The organism is Nonomuraea terrae (genome assembly GCF_004348995.1).
Taxonomy (GTDB): Bacteria; Actinomycetota; Actinomycetes; order Streptosporangiales; family Streptosporangiaceae; genus Nonomuraea; species Nonomuraea terrae.
In genome coordinates this window covers 1-16,718 of record NZ_SMKQ01000200.1, presented here as the reverse complement: position 1 = coordinate 16,718, position 16,718 = coordinate 1, and the positions used below count along the sequence as shown (strand labels likewise).

14 protein-coding genes are annotated in these 16,718 nt (G+C 71.2%); 7 read left to right on the top strand and 7 right to left on the bottom strand.

Features of this window, described 5'->3' with window-relative positions; genetic code table 11:
* The 3 genes from E1286_RS38190 to E1286_RS38180 form a co-directional block, all read left to right on the top strand.
* Positions 1-2,483: alpha-mannosidase (locus E1286_RS38190; RefSeq protein WP_132620678.1), on the top strand; the 2,483-nt coding region annotated here is incomplete at its 5' end.
* Positions 2,480-4,360 carry a YyaL domain-containing protein gene (locus tag E1286_RS38185; RefSeq protein WP_132620676.1) on the top strand — a complete coding sequence of 627 codons (1,881 nt, stop codon included), beginning with the start codon at positions 2,480-2,482 and terminating at the stop codon, positions 4,358-4,360. The genes E1286_RS38190 and E1286_RS38185, both read left to right, overlap by 4 nt.
* An 81-nt stretch (positions 4,361-4,441) precedes the next feature.
* Positions 4,442-5,152, top strand: a complete 711-nt coding sequence (locus E1286_RS38180; RefSeq protein ID WP_132620674.1) for a DUF6882 domain-containing protein — start codon at positions 4,442-4,444, stop codon at positions 5,150-5,152.
* Positions 5,153-5,188: 36 nt separating this feature from the next.
* On the opposite strand, the gene E1286_RS38175 is transcribed toward E1286_RS38180, so the two are convergent.
* From E1286_RS38175 to E1286_RS38160, 4 genes are read right to left on the bottom strand one after another with little or no spacing between them, the layout of a single operon-like run.
* Positions 5,189-5,776, bottom strand: a complete 588-nt coding sequence (locus E1286_RS38175; protein ID WP_132620672.1) for a GTP-binding protein — start codon at positions 5,774-5,776, stop codon at positions 5,189-5,191.
* Positions 5,757-6,131: a DUF742 domain-containing protein gene (locus tag E1286_RS38170; RefSeq protein WP_132620670.1), complete on the bottom strand. Its 375-nt coding sequence runs from the start codon at positions 6,129-6,131 to the stop codon at positions 5,757-5,759. Before E1286_RS38170 ends, E1286_RS38175 begins: the two co-directional genes overlap by 20 nt.
* On the bottom strand, positions 6,128-6,553 hold the full coding sequence (locus E1286_RS38165; RefSeq protein ID WP_132620668.1) for a roadblock/LC7 domain-containing protein: 426 nt from the start codon (positions 6,551-6,553) through the stop codon (positions 6,128-6,130). The genes E1286_RS38170 and E1286_RS38165 overlap by 4 nt, the downstream gene beginning before the upstream one ends.
* Positions 6,550-8,916, bottom strand: a complete 2,367-nt coding sequence (locus tag E1286_RS38160) for a sensor histidine kinase (RefSeq protein ID WP_132620666.1) — start codon at positions 8,914-8,916, stop codon at positions 6,550-6,552. The genes E1286_RS38165 and E1286_RS38160 overlap by 4 nt, the downstream gene beginning before the upstream one ends.
* Before the next feature lie 158 nt (positions 8,917-9,074).
* Here E1286_RS38160 and E1286_RS38155 point away from each other — a divergent pair, with 158 nt between their 5' ends.
* Positions 9,075-10,136, top strand: a complete 1,062-nt coding sequence (locus E1286_RS38155) for a terpene synthase family protein (RefSeq protein ID WP_132620664.1) — start codon at positions 9,075-9,077, stop codon at positions 10,134-10,136.
* Here E1286_RS38155 and E1286_RS38150 read toward each other — a convergent pair.
* Positions 10,133-11,677 (bottom strand): prenyltransferase/squalene oxidase repeat-containing protein, encoded by a 1,545-nt coding sequence (locus E1286_RS38150; RefSeq protein ID WP_132620662.1) that lies wholly within the window; start codon positions 11,675-11,677, stop codon positions 10,133-10,135. The genes E1286_RS38155 and E1286_RS38150 overlap by 4 nt on opposite strands.
* Positions 11,674-13,032: a cytochrome P450 gene (locus tag E1286_RS38145; protein WP_132620660.1), complete on the bottom strand. Its 1,359-nt coding sequence runs from the start codon at positions 13,030-13,032 to the stop codon at positions 11,674-11,676. Before E1286_RS38145 ends, E1286_RS38150 begins: the two co-directional genes overlap by 4 nt.
* A 413-nt stretch (positions 13,033-13,445) precedes the next feature.
* Between E1286_RS38145 and E1286_RS38140 the strand changes: the two genes are divergently transcribed.
* Positions 13,446-14,468 carry a polyprenyl synthetase family protein gene (locus E1286_RS38140; RefSeq protein ID WP_132620658.1) on the top strand — a complete coding sequence of 341 codons (1,023 nt, stop codon included), beginning with the start codon at positions 13,446-13,448 and terminating at the stop codon, positions 14,466-14,468.
* Between the two features lie 54 nt (positions 14,469-14,522).
* Positions 14,523-15,452 (top strand): aldo/keto reductase, encoded by a 930-nt coding sequence (locus E1286_RS38135; protein ID WP_132620656.1) that lies wholly within the window; start codon positions 14,523-14,525, stop codon positions 15,450-15,452.
* 268 nt (positions 15,453-15,720) lie between these two features.
* Here E1286_RS38135 and E1286_RS38130 read toward each other — a convergent pair whose 3' ends face one another.
* Positions 15,721-16,137 carry an STAS domain-containing protein gene (locus E1286_RS38130; protein WP_132620654.1) on the bottom strand — a complete coding sequence of 139 codons (417 nt, stop codon included), beginning with the start codon at positions 16,135-16,137 and terminating at the stop codon, positions 15,721-15,723.
* Positions 16,138-16,262: 125 nt separating this feature from the next.
* Between E1286_RS38130 and E1286_RS38125 the strand changes: the two genes are divergently transcribed.
* A complete protein-coding gene (locus E1286_RS38125; RefSeq protein WP_132620652.1) occupies positions 16,263-16,697 on the top strand; it encodes a helix-turn-helix domain-containing protein in 435 nt (144 codons plus the stop codon).
* Positions 16,698-16,718 lie beyond the last annotated feature (21 nt).

Here is a 16,718-nt window from a genome sequence, read left to right as displayed (position 1 = left end):
CCCCCGACCGCACCCTCCACATGATCGGAAACGCCCACCTCGACCCGGTGTGGCTGTGGCCGTGGCAGGAGGGCTACCAGGAGGCGCGGGCCACGTTCTGGTCCGCGATCCACCGCATGGACGAGTACCCCGACTTCGTCTTCACCTGCGACCAGGTCGTCCTGCTGTCGTGGGTGGAGGAGTCCGACCCTGAGCTGTTCGCCCGCATCAGGGAGAAGGTCGCCGAGGGCCGCTGGGTCATGGTCGGCGGCTGGTGGGTGGAGCCCGACTGCAACATGCCGTCGGGGGAGTCGTTCGCCCGCCAGGGCCTGTACGGCCAGCGCTACCTGAAGGAGAAGTTCGGCGTCACCGCGACGGTCGGCATGAACGTCGACCCGTTCGGCCACAACGCCATGCTCCCGGCGATCCTGCGCGGCCAGGGCATGGACTCCTACTGCTTCCTGCGCCCGGGACCGCACGAGAGCGAGCTGCCCGGCACGATGTTCTGGTGGGAGGCGCCCGACGGCAGCCGGGTGCTGGCGTACCGGATCCCGTTCGAGTACTGCAGCCCGCCCGGCGAGGTCGCGGGGCAGACCGAGAAGGCGCTCGGCCAGCTCGACCGCTCCCTCGGCGACCTGATGGTCTTCTACGGCGTCGGCAACCACGGCGGCGGCCCCACCAAGGCCAACATCGACTCGATCCACCGCTACGACCAGATGGGCACGTTCGGCGAGCTGACCATGTCGTCGCCCCGCCGCTACTTCGACGAGATGACCAAGCGGCTCGGTGAGCAGGGCCTGGCCGAGCTGGCGGTCTGGCGCGACGACCTGCAGCACCACGCGGCCGGCTGCTACTCCGCCCACTCCGGCATCAAGGCCTGGCAGCGCCGGGCGCAGGCGGCGGTGCTGTCGGCCGAGCGTTGGGCGGCGATCGTCGGCCACGACGCGCGCGCCGACCTGGAGCGGGCCTGGAAGCAGGTGCTGTTCAACCAGTTCCACGACGTGCTGCCCGGCTCGGCCATCGAGCCCGCCTACGACGACGCCCGCGACCAGCTCGGCGAGGCGGTGGCGATCTCCAAGCGCATCATCACCAGGGCGCACAACGTGATCGCCCGCGACGTCCGCGTCCCGCAGGAGGACGGCACCCAGCCGGTGATCGTCTTCAACCCGCACCCGTGGCCGGTCTCCACCCGGGTCGAGATGCAGTACGGCCTGGCCCCGAACGGCGTGCACGTGGTGGACGCCGACGGCGCCGACGTGCCGTGCCAGCGCACCCAGTCGGTCGCCACCACCGACGACAAGGGACGCGGCGCCACCGTCTTCCAGGCCGACCTGCCCCCGCTGGGCTACCGCCTCTACCGGCTGCGCCAGGGCCCGGCCGCGCACGCGCACGGCACGCTGTCGGCCTCGCCGCACCACCTCGAGAACGACGTGCTGCGCCTGGAGATCGACCCGGTCACCGGCTGGCTGTCGAGCCTGCTCGACAAGCGCACCGGCGTCGACCTCGTGGCCGGGGCGGCCGGCGAGCACACCCAGATCTGCGAGGACCCGACCGACACCTGGGGTCACCGCGTGGTGTCCTACGACTGGCCGGGCGAGGCGATGGCCACGACCGGCATCGTCCTGCGCGAGGAAGGTCCGCTGCGCGCCCGCATCCGGGTCGAGCGCGCGTGGGGCCGCTCGACGATGGCCGAGGAGTTCATCCTCGGCGCGGGCGACGACGACGCGGTGGAGGTCCGGGTCACGCTCGACTGGCGCGAGCAGGCCCACCTGATGAAGCTGCGCTTCCCCGTCGCCGTGCAGAGCCCGGTGGCCACGTACGAGATTCCGTTCGGGCACCTGACCCGGCCGATCGACGGGGCCGAGGAGCCCGCGCAGTCGTGGGTGGACCTGTCGGGCGTCGTGGGCGGCCGGCCCGCCGGCCTGGCCGTGGTGAACAACGCCAAGCACGGCTACGACGTCTCCCCGCCGAGCCCGGGCCGCTCGCACAGCATCGGCATCACGGCCGTGCGCAGCCCGGTCTACTCCTGGCACGACCCGCGCCTGCTCGACCCGGACGGCTACTACTCCTACCAGGACCAGGGCACGCAGCGGTTCACGTACCTGCTGGTGCCGCACGCCGGCGACTGGCGCGCCGCCGCGCTCACCCGGCGGGCGGCGCTGCTCGGCTCCCCGGTGCGCGCGATGCTGGAGAGCTTCCACGACGGGCCGCTGCCCGCGTCGCGCGGCTACCTCGACGACGGCGGCGGCCAGGTCATGGTCACCGCGGTCAAGCTGCACGAGGACACGCCGGGCGACCTCGTGGTCCGGGCCGTGGAGACCACCGGGCGGGCCGTCCAGGCGACGCTGGACGTCCCGCTGGCCGGCGTCCGGCTCACGGCCGACTTCGGGCCCTGCCAGATCCGTACGTTCCGGATCCCGCTCGCCGACCCGCTGGCCGCGGTGGAGACGGACCTGGTGGAGCTGACCGTCCGCAAGGGCGCGTTCACGGTGGAGGCGTGGTGAGCACCCGCGTCGTCGTCACCGATCCCGACACCGGGATCGGTGGGGGCGAGCTGGTCGTCGAGGTGCTGGGCGCGGGGCCGTACAGCGTGGAGTGGGAGTGGGGCGGGCGGCTGGCCACCGGCCGGCGCGAGCTGCGGCTGCGGGTGCGGCACGACGGCGCGCGGCCGTCCGCCGGGACCGTGCGCGTCAGCAGGTCGGTGCCCGCCGCCGACCCCTGGTGGCTGATCCCGGGCCTGTTCTACGGCGAGAACCGGCCCGCGGCCTGCGCCCGCGTCTTCCCCCGGTTCGAGACGGGAGCCGACCGGCCGCAGGAGATGGTCTCCGGCCGCTGGGGCTTCCGCGCCGACCGGGCCGCCACGCCCGCCGTACTCGTCTGGGGCGACACCGGCGGCGCCGGCCTGATCGCGGACGAGGAGTCGCCCCTCGGGACGACCGGCCTGGCCTTCGAGCACGACGCGGGACGGGCGACGATCGCGCTGCTCTTCCCGTACCGGGAGTACCCGGTGACCTACTACGGGTCGGCGCTCGCGCTGCCCCCGAGTGAGGCCGCGCACGTGTGGCAGCCCGGCGAGTCGCATGTCCTGACGCTCGCCACCTTCCCGCTGCCGGCCGACCGGCACGCGTACGCGCCGGTCCTGCGCGAGGACCGCGACCTGCGCCTGGCCGCGGCGCCGGTCGAGCCGTGGCAGGACGTGGCGACGGCGGCGGACATCGCCGCCGAGGGCCTGTACCGCTGGCACTACGACCCCGACCCCGGCGTGCTGCTGGAGACGGTCGGCTTCGACCGGGAGGTGAGCGGCGGCGACGGCGAACGGGTGGACCGGCAGGCCATGCACGTCGGCTGGGTCAGCGGCATCCCGTGGGCGGCCGCCCTGCTGGAGCACGGGCTGCGCACCGACCGCCCCGAGCACGTCGCCGCCGCCGAACGGGTCATCGACTTCATCTGCGCCAACCTGTCGCCGTCCGGGACGTTCTGGGGCACGTGGTACCGCTCGTCGGGCTGGTCGCAGAGCTGGAGCCACGTCAAGGACGCCCTGCACGCGCGCACCCTCGGCGAGGCGACCCTGTTCCTGCTGCGCGCGCTGCGGCACCGGCCGAACCCCGCCTGGGAGGCGGCGGCCCGCTCCAACATCGGCGCGATGCTCGCCCGCCAGCGCCCCGACGGCAACCTCGGCGCCCTCCACCACGCCGCCACCGGCGAGGTCCTGTCGTGGTCGGGCGCCTCAGGCCTGACCTGGGTGGCCGCCCTGGCCGAGCAGGGCGACCCGGCCTGCCTGCGGGCCGCCGAGCGCGCGGGGGAGTACTACGCCTCGTTCGTGCACGACGAGTTCCTGTACGGCGCCCCCGAGGACGTCGACCTCGCGCCGACGTCGGAGGACGGGTACGCGGCCGTGCTGGCGTACATGGCGCTGCACCGCCGGACGGGCGAGGAGCGCTGGCTCGACCTGGCGCGCCGCGCCGCCGACTGGACGCTGACCTTCCGCTACACCTACAACGTGCGCTTCGGCCCGCGCACCCCTCTCGGCGTGTACGGCTTTGCCACCCGCGGCGCCGACCAGGCCTCGCCGTCCAACCAACACCTGCACGCGTACGGGCTGGTGTGCACCGCCGAGCTGATCGAGCTGTCGGAGGCGCTCGGCGACCCGTACTACGCCGAACGGGCCCAGGAGACCCTCGCCTGTTTCCGCCAGTTCCTCCCGGCGGCCGACGGCGACCTCAACGCCTACCGCGGCATGATCACCGAACGCTACTACCAGACGGACTGCTTCCAGCCCAAGGGCATGTACCTGACGCTGTCGCACGCCTGGAGCGCCGGCGTGCTCCTGCTGGCCTGCGAACAGGTTCTCGCCCGCGTCCCGCTGGCGGCCGAGCCCTGAGCCCGCGGCCCCTGTACGCAGATAGTCCGACAATCATCGAAAAATCAGGTGAAGTGGTTAGTTGGGCCGTAATCTTCGGGGATGCACAACTCGCTCACCTTCGGGCACCTCCTGGACGACGCCGGGCTCCTCGCCTTGGAGCACCAGCTGCACCTGGAGGAAGTCCTCGGAAACCACAGCTGGCACGCCGACCTGCAGCAGCCGCTCTTCGGGTTCACCGGCGACCGCACGATCACGTGCACCGGCTTCCACCTGCTCGGCACTGCCGCCCCCGACCTCGGCACCTGGTTGTGGGCGTGGGCGAACCCCTCGGACTTCCCCGACGCGGTGGTCGCCGCCGCCAAGGGGCTGCGCGACTTCGGCCACCAGCACGGCATCCCGGAGCTCGTCTCGCCGGAGGTGCCGTTCGCCGCGCTGCCCGGCTCCCCGACGCAGCCGCACCTGGTGGCGGGGCTGATGACGGATGCGGCCAAGGCGGTGACCGGGATCTGGACGTCGTACCAGGGGGACGCGGGCGGCGGCACCCGGGCGGCGTTCCTGGTGCAGCACCCGGACTTCCAGTTGCCGTCACCCGAGCCGGCCCGCGTCATGAGAGTCATCCAGCAGGGGCTCGTCGGCCTGACGCTGCGCGACCGCCGGCGCGCCCTGCACAGCTACGCGACCAGGCGCGGGCTGGGCGCCGACGTCGGCCGCGACCAGGGGCGGCTGTCCGGACCGGGGCTCGAGGCCGTGATCGACTTCGACGAGCTCGGCCGCGTCTCCGGCATCAAGGCCACTCTGGCGCAGCCGTAGCCCCTCCTCAGGACGAGGAGGGGCCGCGGAGCCGGCTCAGCTGCCGACGGGCTCGGCGCGCAGCCGGGCGGAGTGCTTGACCAGCGTGATCAGCACCTCCCGGCTGGAGTCGCGCTTGCGCGCGTCGCACATGACGATCGGGATCGACGGGTCGAGCTGCAGCGCCAGGCGCACCTCGTCCAGCTGGAACGACGGCGAGCCGTCGAAACAGTTGACCGCCACCACGAACGGCGTGCCGCGCCGCTCGAAATAGTCGACCGACGGGAAGCAGTCGGCCAGGCGCCGGGTGTCGGCCAGGATGACCGCACCCAGCGAGCCCTCGGCCAGCTCGTCCCAGACGAACCAGAAGCGTTCCTGCCCTGGCGTGCCGAACAGGTACAGGACGTAGTCGTTGCCGAGGGTGATCCGGCCGAAGTCCATCGCCACGGTGGTGGTGCGCTTGGCCTCCACCGACGTGATGTCGTCCACGCCGATGCTCCGGTCGGTCAGCACCTCCTCCGTGCGCAGCGGCCGGGTCTCGGAGACCGCGCCGACCATCGTCGTCTTGCCCGCGCCGAACCCGCCGGCGATGAGGATCTTGATCGCCGTCGGCAGGCGCGGGCGCTCAGAGCGAGCGAAGGCCATCGAGCACCGCCCTGTACATCTTGATGTCGTGCATGTCCACCTCGGATCGTGGTTCCTGGGCAGAGACGAGTTCGCGGTCGAACAGGTCGCCGAGCAGCACCCTGACCGTGCCTGCCGGCAGATCGAGGTACGCGGCGATCTCGGCCACGGACTTGGGTTCGCGGCAGAGCTGGAGGATCCGCAGGTGCTCGGGGTCCAGCCCCGCGTCCGGCCCCGGCGGCGGGCCGACCGCCAGGGCCATGGAGATCAGGTCGAAGCGGCCGTGCGCGGGCTGGGTGCGGCCGCGGGTCACGACGTAGGGCCGGATGATCTCCGGGTCGACCCAGTTCTCGTCCGTGGGCTCGTCGCCTCTCACCGGTCACTCCTGGAGGCGGCCTCGGCGGCGGCGCTCCGGGCACCGGAGGTGAGGTACTGGCCCACCCGCGCCACCAGCATCGCCATCTCGTACGCGACCAGCCCGATGTCGGCGTTCTGCGGGCACAGCACGGCCAGGCAGGCCCGCTCGCCGGCCATGGTCACGATGAGGAACTGATGCTTCCACTCCACGACCGTCTGGCGGACGGATCCGCCGGAGATCTGCTCGGAGACGCCCTTGGCCAGGCTCTGCAACCCGGACGCGACGGCGGACAGGTGCTCGCCGTCGGTGCGGTGCAGACCGGCCGACGAGGCCATCAGCAGGCCGTCGGACGACAGCACGATGGCGTGGTCGGCGTCCTTGACGCGTTCGACGAGGTCGTCGAGCAACCAGTTGAGGTCGGTGCCGGCAGTGGGCGTCATGCCTCACCTCCCGGCTGGTCGTCCATCATCTCGGCCGCACGCGACCGGCCGAGACGGGTGCCTGACTGGAGGGATCCCATCATCGCGCGGATCTCCTCCGGAGAGCGCTCGTCATCGTCCTCCTCGATGTCGGGCTGCGTGGGGTTGTCGTCACGCAGGGCTGGCGCCAGGTTGGCCTGGGGCACCCGCAGCGGGAGCCCCGAAGGGGTGAACTCGGCCACAGGCTGCTGCTCCGGGTCGGCCGGCGTCTCGGACGGGGCTGGGGGAGGGGCGGTCGTGGTCTCGGCCTCCTGCCGTACGGGGTCGGTCACGGGTGCGATCGCGGTGGGCACGCCGGGCACGTCTGCGGAGACGGGTGCGGGGCGCACCTGCCGCAGCGTGCGCACGTTGCCGGACGGGACCGAACGGGCGGCCGCGGCCGCTCCCGGCTGCCGGCGCGGCAGCCGGTCCCGCCCGTCGTCGTCCTGCGGCTCGGGCGACGGGTCGAGCTGGACGAGCTCCTGCGGCAGCAGCACCACGACCGTCGTGCCGCCGTACGGCGAGGCCTTGAGCACGACCTGGATGTCGTGCCGCCTGGCCAGCTGGCTGACGACGTAGAGGCCGAGGCGCGCCGTGCCGGTGATGCGGAACTCGGGCGGGTCGGCGATGCGCGCGTTGGCCGCCTCCAGGTCCTCGGACTTCATGCCGAGACCGCGGTCCTCGATCTCGATCACGTAGCCGTTGGCCACGAGCTGGCCGCTGACCTGCACGTTCGTGTACGGAGGTGAGAACGACACGGCGTTCTCGATCAGCTCGGCCAGCAGGTGGATGACGTCACCGACGGCGCGGCCGACGAGCACCACCTCGCCCATCGGCATGAGTGTCACGCGGGTGTAGTCCTCGACCTCGGCCAGCGCGCCGCGGACCACGTCCACCATGGGGACCGAGCGGCGCCACGTACGGGCGGGGGAGGAGCCGGACAGGACGATCAGGTTCTCCGCGTTGCGGCGCATGCGGATGGCCAGGTGGTCGAGCCGGAAGAGCTCCTTCAGCTCCTCGGGGTCGGTCTCGCGGCGCTCCATCACGTCCAGGACGGTGAGCTGCCGGTGCACCAGGCCCTGCGTCCTGCGCGCCAGGCTGAGCAGGATGTCGCGGATACTGCGGCGCAGCTCCGCCTGCTCGGCCGCGACGCTGATCGCGGTGCGCTGCACGGTGTTGAACGCCTGGCCCACCTGCCCGATCTCGTCGTCACCGAAGTCGAGGTCCGGCGCCTCCTTGGCGACGTCGACCTCCTCGCCGTGACCGATGCGCTCGACCACGTCGGGCAGCCGCCGGTCGGACAGCTCGTGGGCCGCGTCGCGCAGCTTCTTGAGCTGGGCGAGCAGTTGCCGGGTCGTGGTGATCGACAACACGATCGAGGCGATGACGGCGATCAGGCCGAGGCCGCCGGCGAGGGCGAGGCGGACGATGACGCCCACGGCGACCGGCACCGACCGCTCGACCAGGCGGTCACCGGAGCCGAGCACCATGGTGTTGAGGTCGGCGAGCGCCCGGTCGGTGGCGGTGCGCCAGGCCTGTGCGGTGAAGGGCAGGTCGCCGGCGAGGGTGGGGCCCTGCTCGGCGACCATGGTCTCAAGGTTGCGCAGGCGGGTGAACGACGGGCCCGCGTAGACCTTCTCGTACTCGGCCCGGTCGAAGTCGGACAGGTCGGTGCCGGCCTGCTCGGCCACCAGGCGCCAGGCGCCGATGTTCTGGGTGAACTGCGCGTGCTCGGCGGGCGAGAGCCGGCCGCTGACGAGTGCGCCGGACAGCAGGGCGTCTTCCTTGGTGATGATGTCGCGGGCGCGGCTCAGGGCCAGCAGGTTGCGGACGTCCTTGGCCAGCGCCTTGTCGTCGAGGGTGGCCAGCGAGCCGTAGAGGGCGTAGAACGAGTCGATGACCTCGCTGTACGCGTCGGTCGCCTTGGTGCGGTTCATGTCGCCCGCGTCGACGGCCTGCCGGGTCTGCCGGAGCGTGTCGAGCTGGCGGAACACCTCGTTGAGACGTTCGGCGCCTTCTTCGTCGGTGGCCCAGCCGACCAGGGTGCCGCCGGCGGACTCTCGGAAGACGGCCAGAAGGCCGTCGGTGCGCTTGCGCTGCTCGTCCAGCTGGTCGCTCATGGAGGAGGCGCGGTCGCTCAGCTCGACGGCCGACATGCGGCGCTCCTTCTGGAGCTCTTCCAGCAGCGACTCGCTCGGGTCGACCACGCTCTCGTTCACCTGGGTGACCCACAGCAGGTTGACGCCTTCACGTAAGGTGACCCATGCGGCGAATGCCCAGAGCGCCGCCAGGGAGAGTAGCAGAGCCGTTACTTTGGTCCGCAGGCTCGTTTTGCGGAAGCCCATTTAACCCACCCTGAAAGTGATACGTGTGCTGGCCACCAACAGGTGCGGCGGCAACGGACGGTGTTGATCACGTAACTGTAGCGTAGGGCAAAGGGCCTCTCAAGCAACACCAAACCCTTTGGGCACGAATATCCCATTTTTGACTAACATAGTCAAAAATGGTGGAACTGCTTATGCTGCGGACCGTGAGCGACTCCACCTCCGCATACTTCGGCATCCGCAACGACCTCGCAGATCGACTGCTCAAGGCGTCCCACCAGCTGGCAGGAGTGCCCTACCAGGACCGCGCCGCGGTGCTGACCGCCGCCCTTGACGCCGTGCCAGAGGCGGCGAGCCTCTTGAACCCCCACACCGCCCTGTTCGCCGAGGGCGACAGCGACTCCAGCCGGCTGGCGTTCAGCTGCTTGTCGGCCGCCGCCACCTTCCCCTCGGCCGCCCGCGACCAGATCGCCGATCTCGGGGCGCTGACCGCCGTCCTGTTCGGCATGGACGACATCGCCGACAGCATCGCCGGTGACTGGACCGACCGGGACGTGGAGGCCTTCTTCGCCCGCGTCCGCGCCATCCTGGCGGACGACCCCGTCGAGGCCGGAGCCGACGAACCCATGGACGCCGCGCTGCGCGCCTGGCGCGCCTGGTGCGAGCGCTTCCGCCGGCACCCCGGGGCCGCCGCCCACACCGCCACACTGCTGGAGCAGCTCCGCCTCGCCGGCGCCGCCATGGCCCTGGAACGCCGGTGGGCCATGGGCGGTGAGCCCTGGCCCGAGTACGCCCCGTACCTCGCCAACGGCGGGCTGACGATCCTTTACCACACCTGGTGGGCGGCCGCCCTGGGCATCTGCGGCCCCGACCCGGCCGACCCCGGCCACTGGGACGCGGTCGAAGCGGCCATCGACATCGGAGCGGAGTGCATGCGCCTGGCCAACGACATCAGGACGTTCGAGCGGGAGAAGCACGAAGGCAAGCCCAACGCGGTGCTCATCCTGGAGCGCTCCGGGATGAGCACCGCGGCGGCCGTCGAACGTGTCTCCGCGCACATCGCCGAGCTCAACGCCGCCTTCGCCGCGGAGCTCGCCGGCCTGCCGCCCGAGCTGGCCGGCGTCGCCGAGGGACAACACAGGAGCGTGTCGTTCAACGGCGCCTGGTACATGGCCAGGGATACCCATGCCTACACCGTCCGGGAGCTGGCCGGCGACGTGGAGCGGCACACCGGAGGTTAGGCGGGGCCGGCCACCCGTGCCCGGGTGGCGAGGTACGTCGAGGCGAGCACCGCTGCCCGGGTGATCGCCAACGGCGCGTACAGGTCCTTGTCCATCCAGAGCGGCGGCGGGGAAGCGTCCGTCGGGCACGTCAGGTAGCTCAAGCCGCGGTCCGCGGCGGCCGTCCGCCGGTGGTCGGCCCGCCCATCGGTCAGGAGCAGGATCTGCATCGCGTACGCGGTCTCCTCCGCGGTGCCCTCCCAGCGGCCCCACGAGCCGTCCGGCCGCTGAGTCGCCAGGACCCACTCGGCGGCGGCGCGCACGGCCTCGCGGGCCGGCTCCCCGCCGAACTCGTCCAGCGCGAGCGCGCAGCTCACCGTGGCGTAGTAGGGCGAGACGTGCCAGCGGTCGGTCCAGCTCCCGTCCGGCTGCTGCCGATCGGCGATCCAGCGCGAGAGCTCGGCGACGGCCTGCGCGTAGCGCGGCGCGGCGGCGGGCCGGCGCGCGGCGTACTGGCCGAAGGCGTCCAGGACATGGGCGTTGACGCTGACCGACGTCCCCTGCTCGCCGGGCCAGGTCGAGAAGTGCACTCCGGAACGGAACGACCACAGGCACTCCGGCTCGCACGGTGACCCCAGCAGCGCCAGCGTGTACAGCGCCACGGACGTGGTGTCGGCGTCCGGCGGGAGCCCGTACCCGGCGGGCGTGCCGTCGGGGGAGATGGCCGCCCTGATGTCGGCGAGCATCTCCGGCGGCACCGTGACGGGCACGCCGGCGCGTACCAGCAAGCTGAGCACCCAGCCGCGCTCGAACACGGTGATGGGCAGCCCGACGGGCACCGGACCGCCGTGCAGCCGGACGACGGCCTCCAGGTGCGCGCGGGCCGGCTCGTCGGCCTCGCGCGCGCCCCGCTCACCCACCCAGGCCGCGGTCGCCGCGGGGGACGCGCCGATCGTCCCGATCGGCGTGGGCCGGATCCCCGGAGCGCCGGCGGCCTCCTCCCCGGCGATCTCCAGGGCGTGCAGCAGCTTCTCCGGGACCTCCGCCCCCGACTTGATCCACTGCTTGACGAGCTGAAGGGTGTCGTACGTCATCCCGCCCGGCAGCGGCAGAGGCTCGTAGCCCTCAAGCTCCTCGCCCCGCTGGTTGATGAGCGCGACCAGTGACGGCACGATGTGCTCGATCGCCGGCATGTCGGGCAGTTCAAGCGGGCCGCCGAGCCAGCCGCGCAGCACGCGCAGGCCGCGTTCGACCGCTTCCAGCAGGCGCCGGGGGTCCGTGCCGGCGTCGCCCCGGGTCGCCGCGGCCAGGATGGCCTCGCTGGCGCTCAGAGTCGGCACCAGGCCGTAGCCGTCGGGGGCGCCCCACGCGCCGTCCGGCCGCTGGGTGTCGATCAGGTAGTCGATGCGTTGCGGGTGCCCGGTGAGCCACGGGGCGAGCGAGACGAGCCGTCCGGTCTCATAGACCGACGGCGACACCTGTCCCCAGGGCCGCAGCATGAGGCTTTTCAGCAGCAGGGCCGCGTCCGCCGCGATGTCGGTGCCGGTGTCGACGTGGCTCATGCCGCACGCTTCCGCTCGACGGGGAGCAGGCGCAGCATGAGCTTCTCCTTGGGCCGTACGGACGCGCCGGGCATGGGAGTGAGCCGCTGCGGGTTGGTCAGCTCGGGCCGGTACCTGCTCAGCACGTTGGCGATCACGAGCGGCGCCTCGACGTAGAACAGGTGCTGGCCGAGGCATACGTGCGGCCCGGCGCCGAAGGGGATGAACGAGTAGCGGTGCCGGCGCGCGACCTTCTCGTCCGCCCAGCGGTCCGGGAGGAAGTCCAGCGGCCGGTCCCAGAACTTCGCCAGCCGGTGCGTCGTGTAAGGGCTCACGAGCACCTGCGAACCCGCCTTGATCGGGATGCCGCCGATCTCCGTGTCCTCCGTGGCCTGCCGCGGGATGATCCAGGCCGACGGGTAGAGGCGCAGCAGCTCTTGCAGCACCATGCGCAGGTACGGCAGCTGCGGGATGTGCTCGGGCCGCACGGGCTGGTCGCCCACCACCTGGTCGATCTCCTCGCACAGCCGGGCGTTCACGTCGGGGTGGTCGTGCAGCACCGACCACAGCCAGGTCAGCGACATCGCCGTCGTCTCGGAGGCGGCGCCGTAGATGCTCACCAGGTCGTCGCGCACCTGCTGCACGTCCGCCTTGCCCTCCTGCTCCAGCCGGGCGCTCAGCAGCGCCGAGACGACCTCCTTGCTACGCGAGTTCTCGCGCTGAGCCTGCTGGATGAGGGGGTAGACGATTTCGTCGATCTTCTTCGCGGACCGCAGGAAGGGCCGGTCGCCGGGCACCTTGATCGAGTACGGGGCGAAGGGGAAGAGCAACCGGAAGCCGATCGACGTGGCACACGTGGCGAACTCCGGCGCCAGCCGTTCGGCGGTGTCACGGGAGATCCGGCCGCCGAACAACACCTTGATGACGGCTTGGTTGACGATCGTGGTCATCTGGTGCCCGCCGTCGACCGGCCGGCCGGTGGCCGCGAAGCCCTCCAGCTCGACGATGGACTCGGCGATGATGTCGGCCATGTCCTCGGCTAACGAGGCGACGTAGCGCGAGGTGAAAAGGGGCGCGAGAATTTTCCGGGCGGAAGCCCAGGCGTCGCCTTCGCCGAGGATGCTCTGACCGGTCACGCGGTGCAGCGGTCGCCAGAACATGCCCTCGCGGGCGTATTTCGTCCACTCCGTCTTGAGCACCTGCTCGACGTGGTCCGGATGGGAGACCAGATACGGACGGAAGGGGCCGAGATCGAGGCGGACGACCCGGCCGTCCGCCTCGGTTCCCATGCGGGCCAGCTCGGTGACCGGGTCCTTCACCAGCCGGGGGAAGGCCCGGTAGAAGGGGATGACGTGGGGGTGGGTCACATGGGTCACGGAGTCTCTCCCGTGGGGTGCGGCATGGCGTGGAGTCCCGATTCAAAATTAGCTAAGAGTTATGCATGTCAGCATTTGTCTGCTTTGCGGAGATTATCGTATGGACCTCTTGTATGATCAATATTGGGCTGGCCACATGTAGCCCTCCCGCTACCTTTTGGGGAATGCTGGGCGTCCGTTTTGACCCTTCTTCTCCCGGTAGTTGGCCCCCATGTCGGCCCGCCGGCCGATCGCATCGATCGATGCCGCACTTCTGAGTCCTCGCGGCCTGGTGGTGCCCCGGACTCGGGCGAGCCCCGCCTTCGGCTTCTGTCTCGCATAACGGACATATCGTGACTGGTGTCAGAACCTAGGGTGGAGTATCACATGCTTCTGCATGTATCTTCAAGATCGATCGGAGGTGGGAGCGCCTGATGGACGGCAACATCCCTGACGCGTTCCCGTCGGGCGTCGAGGTGGTGACCCGCTGTCGTCGGCTGCTCGAACCCGCTCTGCGTGACGCGATCTCGACGCTCCATCCCTGGGCGGCCAGAATGGCCGCGTTCTCCATGGGATGGTCCGACGTCGACGGTCGGCCAAGGGAAGGCGGAGTCGGCAAGTCCCTGCGGCCCGCGATCGTCATGCTGAGCGCCGAGGCCGTCGGCGCCACCGCCGACTCGGCTCTGCCGGGGGCCGTGGCGGTGGAGCTCGTGCACGCCTTCTCGCTGGCGCACGACGACATCATCGACCGCGACGAGCTGCGCCGCCACCGCGCTGCCCTGTGGAAGGCGTACGGCGTCGGGCCCGCGCTACTGGCCGGCGACGCGCTGCTCGCCCTGGCCGTCGGGCAGCTCGCCGGGCGGCCCGCTGCCATGCCGTACCTGTCGGCCGCCCTGCTGGAGCTCGTCCAGGGGCAGACCGCCGACATGGCCTTCGAGCAGCGTCCCTGGCGCGGCCCCGACGAGGTCACGATCGACGAGTACGCCGAGATGGCAGCCGGCAAGACCGGCAGCCTGATAGGCGCCGCCGCGGCGATAGGCGTGGCGCTCGGCGGCGCCCCCGAGATCGCCGACCGCATGTGGCAGATGGGCCGCGACCTGGGCGTGGCCTTCCAGATCGTGGACGACGTGCTCGGCATCTGGGGCGACCCGCAGATCACCGGTAAGCCGGTCTACAGCGATCTGTGGCGCGAGAAGAAGACGCTTCCCGTGCTCGCCGCCCTCGCCTCGGACGGAACCGCCGCGCGCGAGCTGTCCGCCCTCCTCGCGGCCGGAGTCACGGACGAGGACTCTGTACGGCACGCCGCCCGGCTGGTGGAGGAGGCCGGCGGGCGCGCTGAGGCCGAAGCGCTGGCCGCTCGCTACATGTCATCGGCGCTCGGCGTCATTGACGAGTGCCTGCCGGACGGCGGGCAGCTGCGCGAGCTGTGCACCTGGCTGGTGAACCGGGTCAGCTGACCTCCACGCCGGGTGGCGTCGAACCGTCCATGGGGGTGTGCCGATAATGACGATATGAGATCACTAGGCACCACGGACCTCATGGTCTTCCCGCTGGTGCTCGGTACGAACGTCTTCGGCTGGACGGCCGACGAGCAGACCTCGTTCGCCGTCCTGGACGCGTACGTCGAGGCCGGCGGCAACCTCATCGACACGGCGGACGTGTACCCGTCCTGGGCGACCGGCGAGTCCACCTCCGAGATCATCATCGGCGAGTGGCTGGCCTCCCGCGGCAACCGCGACTCCGTCGTGATCGCCACCAAGGTCGGCATGCTCCAGGGCCTGGAGGGGCTGGCTCCGGCGACCATCCGCACGGCGGTGGAGAATTCGCTACGGCGGCTGCGTACCGACTACATCGATCTCTACTGGGCGCATGTGGACGACCGGGACACGCCGCTGACGGAGTCGCTGGCCGCGTTCGATGCGTTGGTCCGCGAAGGCAAGGTTCGTCACGTCGGGGCGTCCAACTACGACGCCGGGCGGCTGACCGAGGCGCTCAAGGTCTCCGACGAGGAGGGGCTGGTTCGTTACGTCGCACTGCAGCAGCCGTACAACCTGGTGGAGCGCCGCTACGAGGGCGAACTGCGCGACGTGGTGGCCCGGGAAGGGCTGGGCAGCACGCCGTACTTCGGGCTGGCCCGCGGCTTCCTGACCGGGAAGTACCGGCCAGGCGTGACCGTGGACAGCCCGCGGGCGAGCCTTGCCGGCGAATACCTGAACACCGAGCGTGGGCCGCGGACGTTGGAGGCCCTGGACCGGATCGCCGAGGAACGGCAGGTCGCACCGGCCGCGGTGGCGCTGGCCTGGCTCGCCGCCCAGCCGACGATCACGGCGCCACTCGCCGGCGCCCGCAACGTGGAGCAGTTGCGGCCACTCCTGACCGCCGCCGCCCTGAGCCTGACGGCCGAGGAACTCACCCTCCTCGACGAGGCCTCCCGCCCTTGACCCGGACCGGCCCTTCGCTACGGCGGTTGTGGCCGGGGAGGACCTTCACCGCGCCTGGCCGTGACCGGCGACGAGATCGTCCTCCGAGACGAGGACACGCGGCTGCTCGTGAGCGGCGAGGAGCCCGTTTCCAGGCGAGGCGTCTCGCGCCTCATCCTGACCGGCCGGCGAGGGGTCCGCTCTCCTTGGCGAGGTCTCTCGGCCCCGGTTGGTCTCTAAGGTCACGGTGCGGCCTGAGAGACTAACCGGCACCACGTAGTGGCCTGGCTCAGGCCAGGGTGTGGCGGCGGCACCACTCCTCGACGCCGCCCGCATCACGCTCGACCGCCCGCGCCCAGTGCGGGTCGGTCGCGATCGCCTCGGCGACCGACGCGTGGGTCGGGAACACGGCCGTCAGCCCGGTGATCTTGAAGATCCGCATGACCCGGTCGGTGGTCAGGACGAGCTGCAGCGACCCCTCGACCGCACGCAACCGCTTGAGCCCGCCGACGAGCACCCCCAGCCCGGTCGAGTCGAGGAACTCCACCCCACCAAGGTCGGCGACGAGGTGCACGACGCCTTTGCCGGCGAGGTCGACGATCTGCTCGCGCAGCTTGGGCGCGGTGTAGACGTCTACCTCGCCGCCCACCTTGAGCACAGCACAGTTGCCGACGGGCCCGATCACTTCCAGGACGATCCCTTGCATCGCATGCCTCACCATGTCATCGGCTACGTTGACGGGGAATTCTGGAGCATTACAGTAGGGCGAACACGGCGATCTGTCAATAGTATGCTTTCGGCGTCATCGTGGAGAATGACAGGAGCGGTCGGATGCGAGTGGAAGAAGCCATCGGTCGGCAGATCGCGCGCCTGCGCGCGGAGCGCCGGATGTCGCTGACCGAGCTGGGCGAGGCCCTCGGCCGCCATCTCGACAAGCCGTGGAGCCGCCAGGCCGTCCACCAGGCCGAACGCGGACAGCGCTCGTTCACCGCCGCGGAGCTGACTGCCCTCGCCCTGGCCCTCGACACCTCGATCCCGGTGCTGTTCCGCGCCGAGGACGCCCGCATCGAGCTGCCCGCCGGCGCCGTCTCGCCAGAGGACTACCGCGGCATCCTGCTGAACCGCGAGCCCGACATGCCACTGGACGGCGTAGAAGAACTGATCATCGCCCTGCACGACATCGGCGAAGTCCTCTCGCGCCCCGCCCTGGCCCGCCTGGCCCGCATCGGCCGCGTAGCCGACCAGGTGGCCGGCCCCGAATCCTGACCCACCCCCCCACCCTCTCTC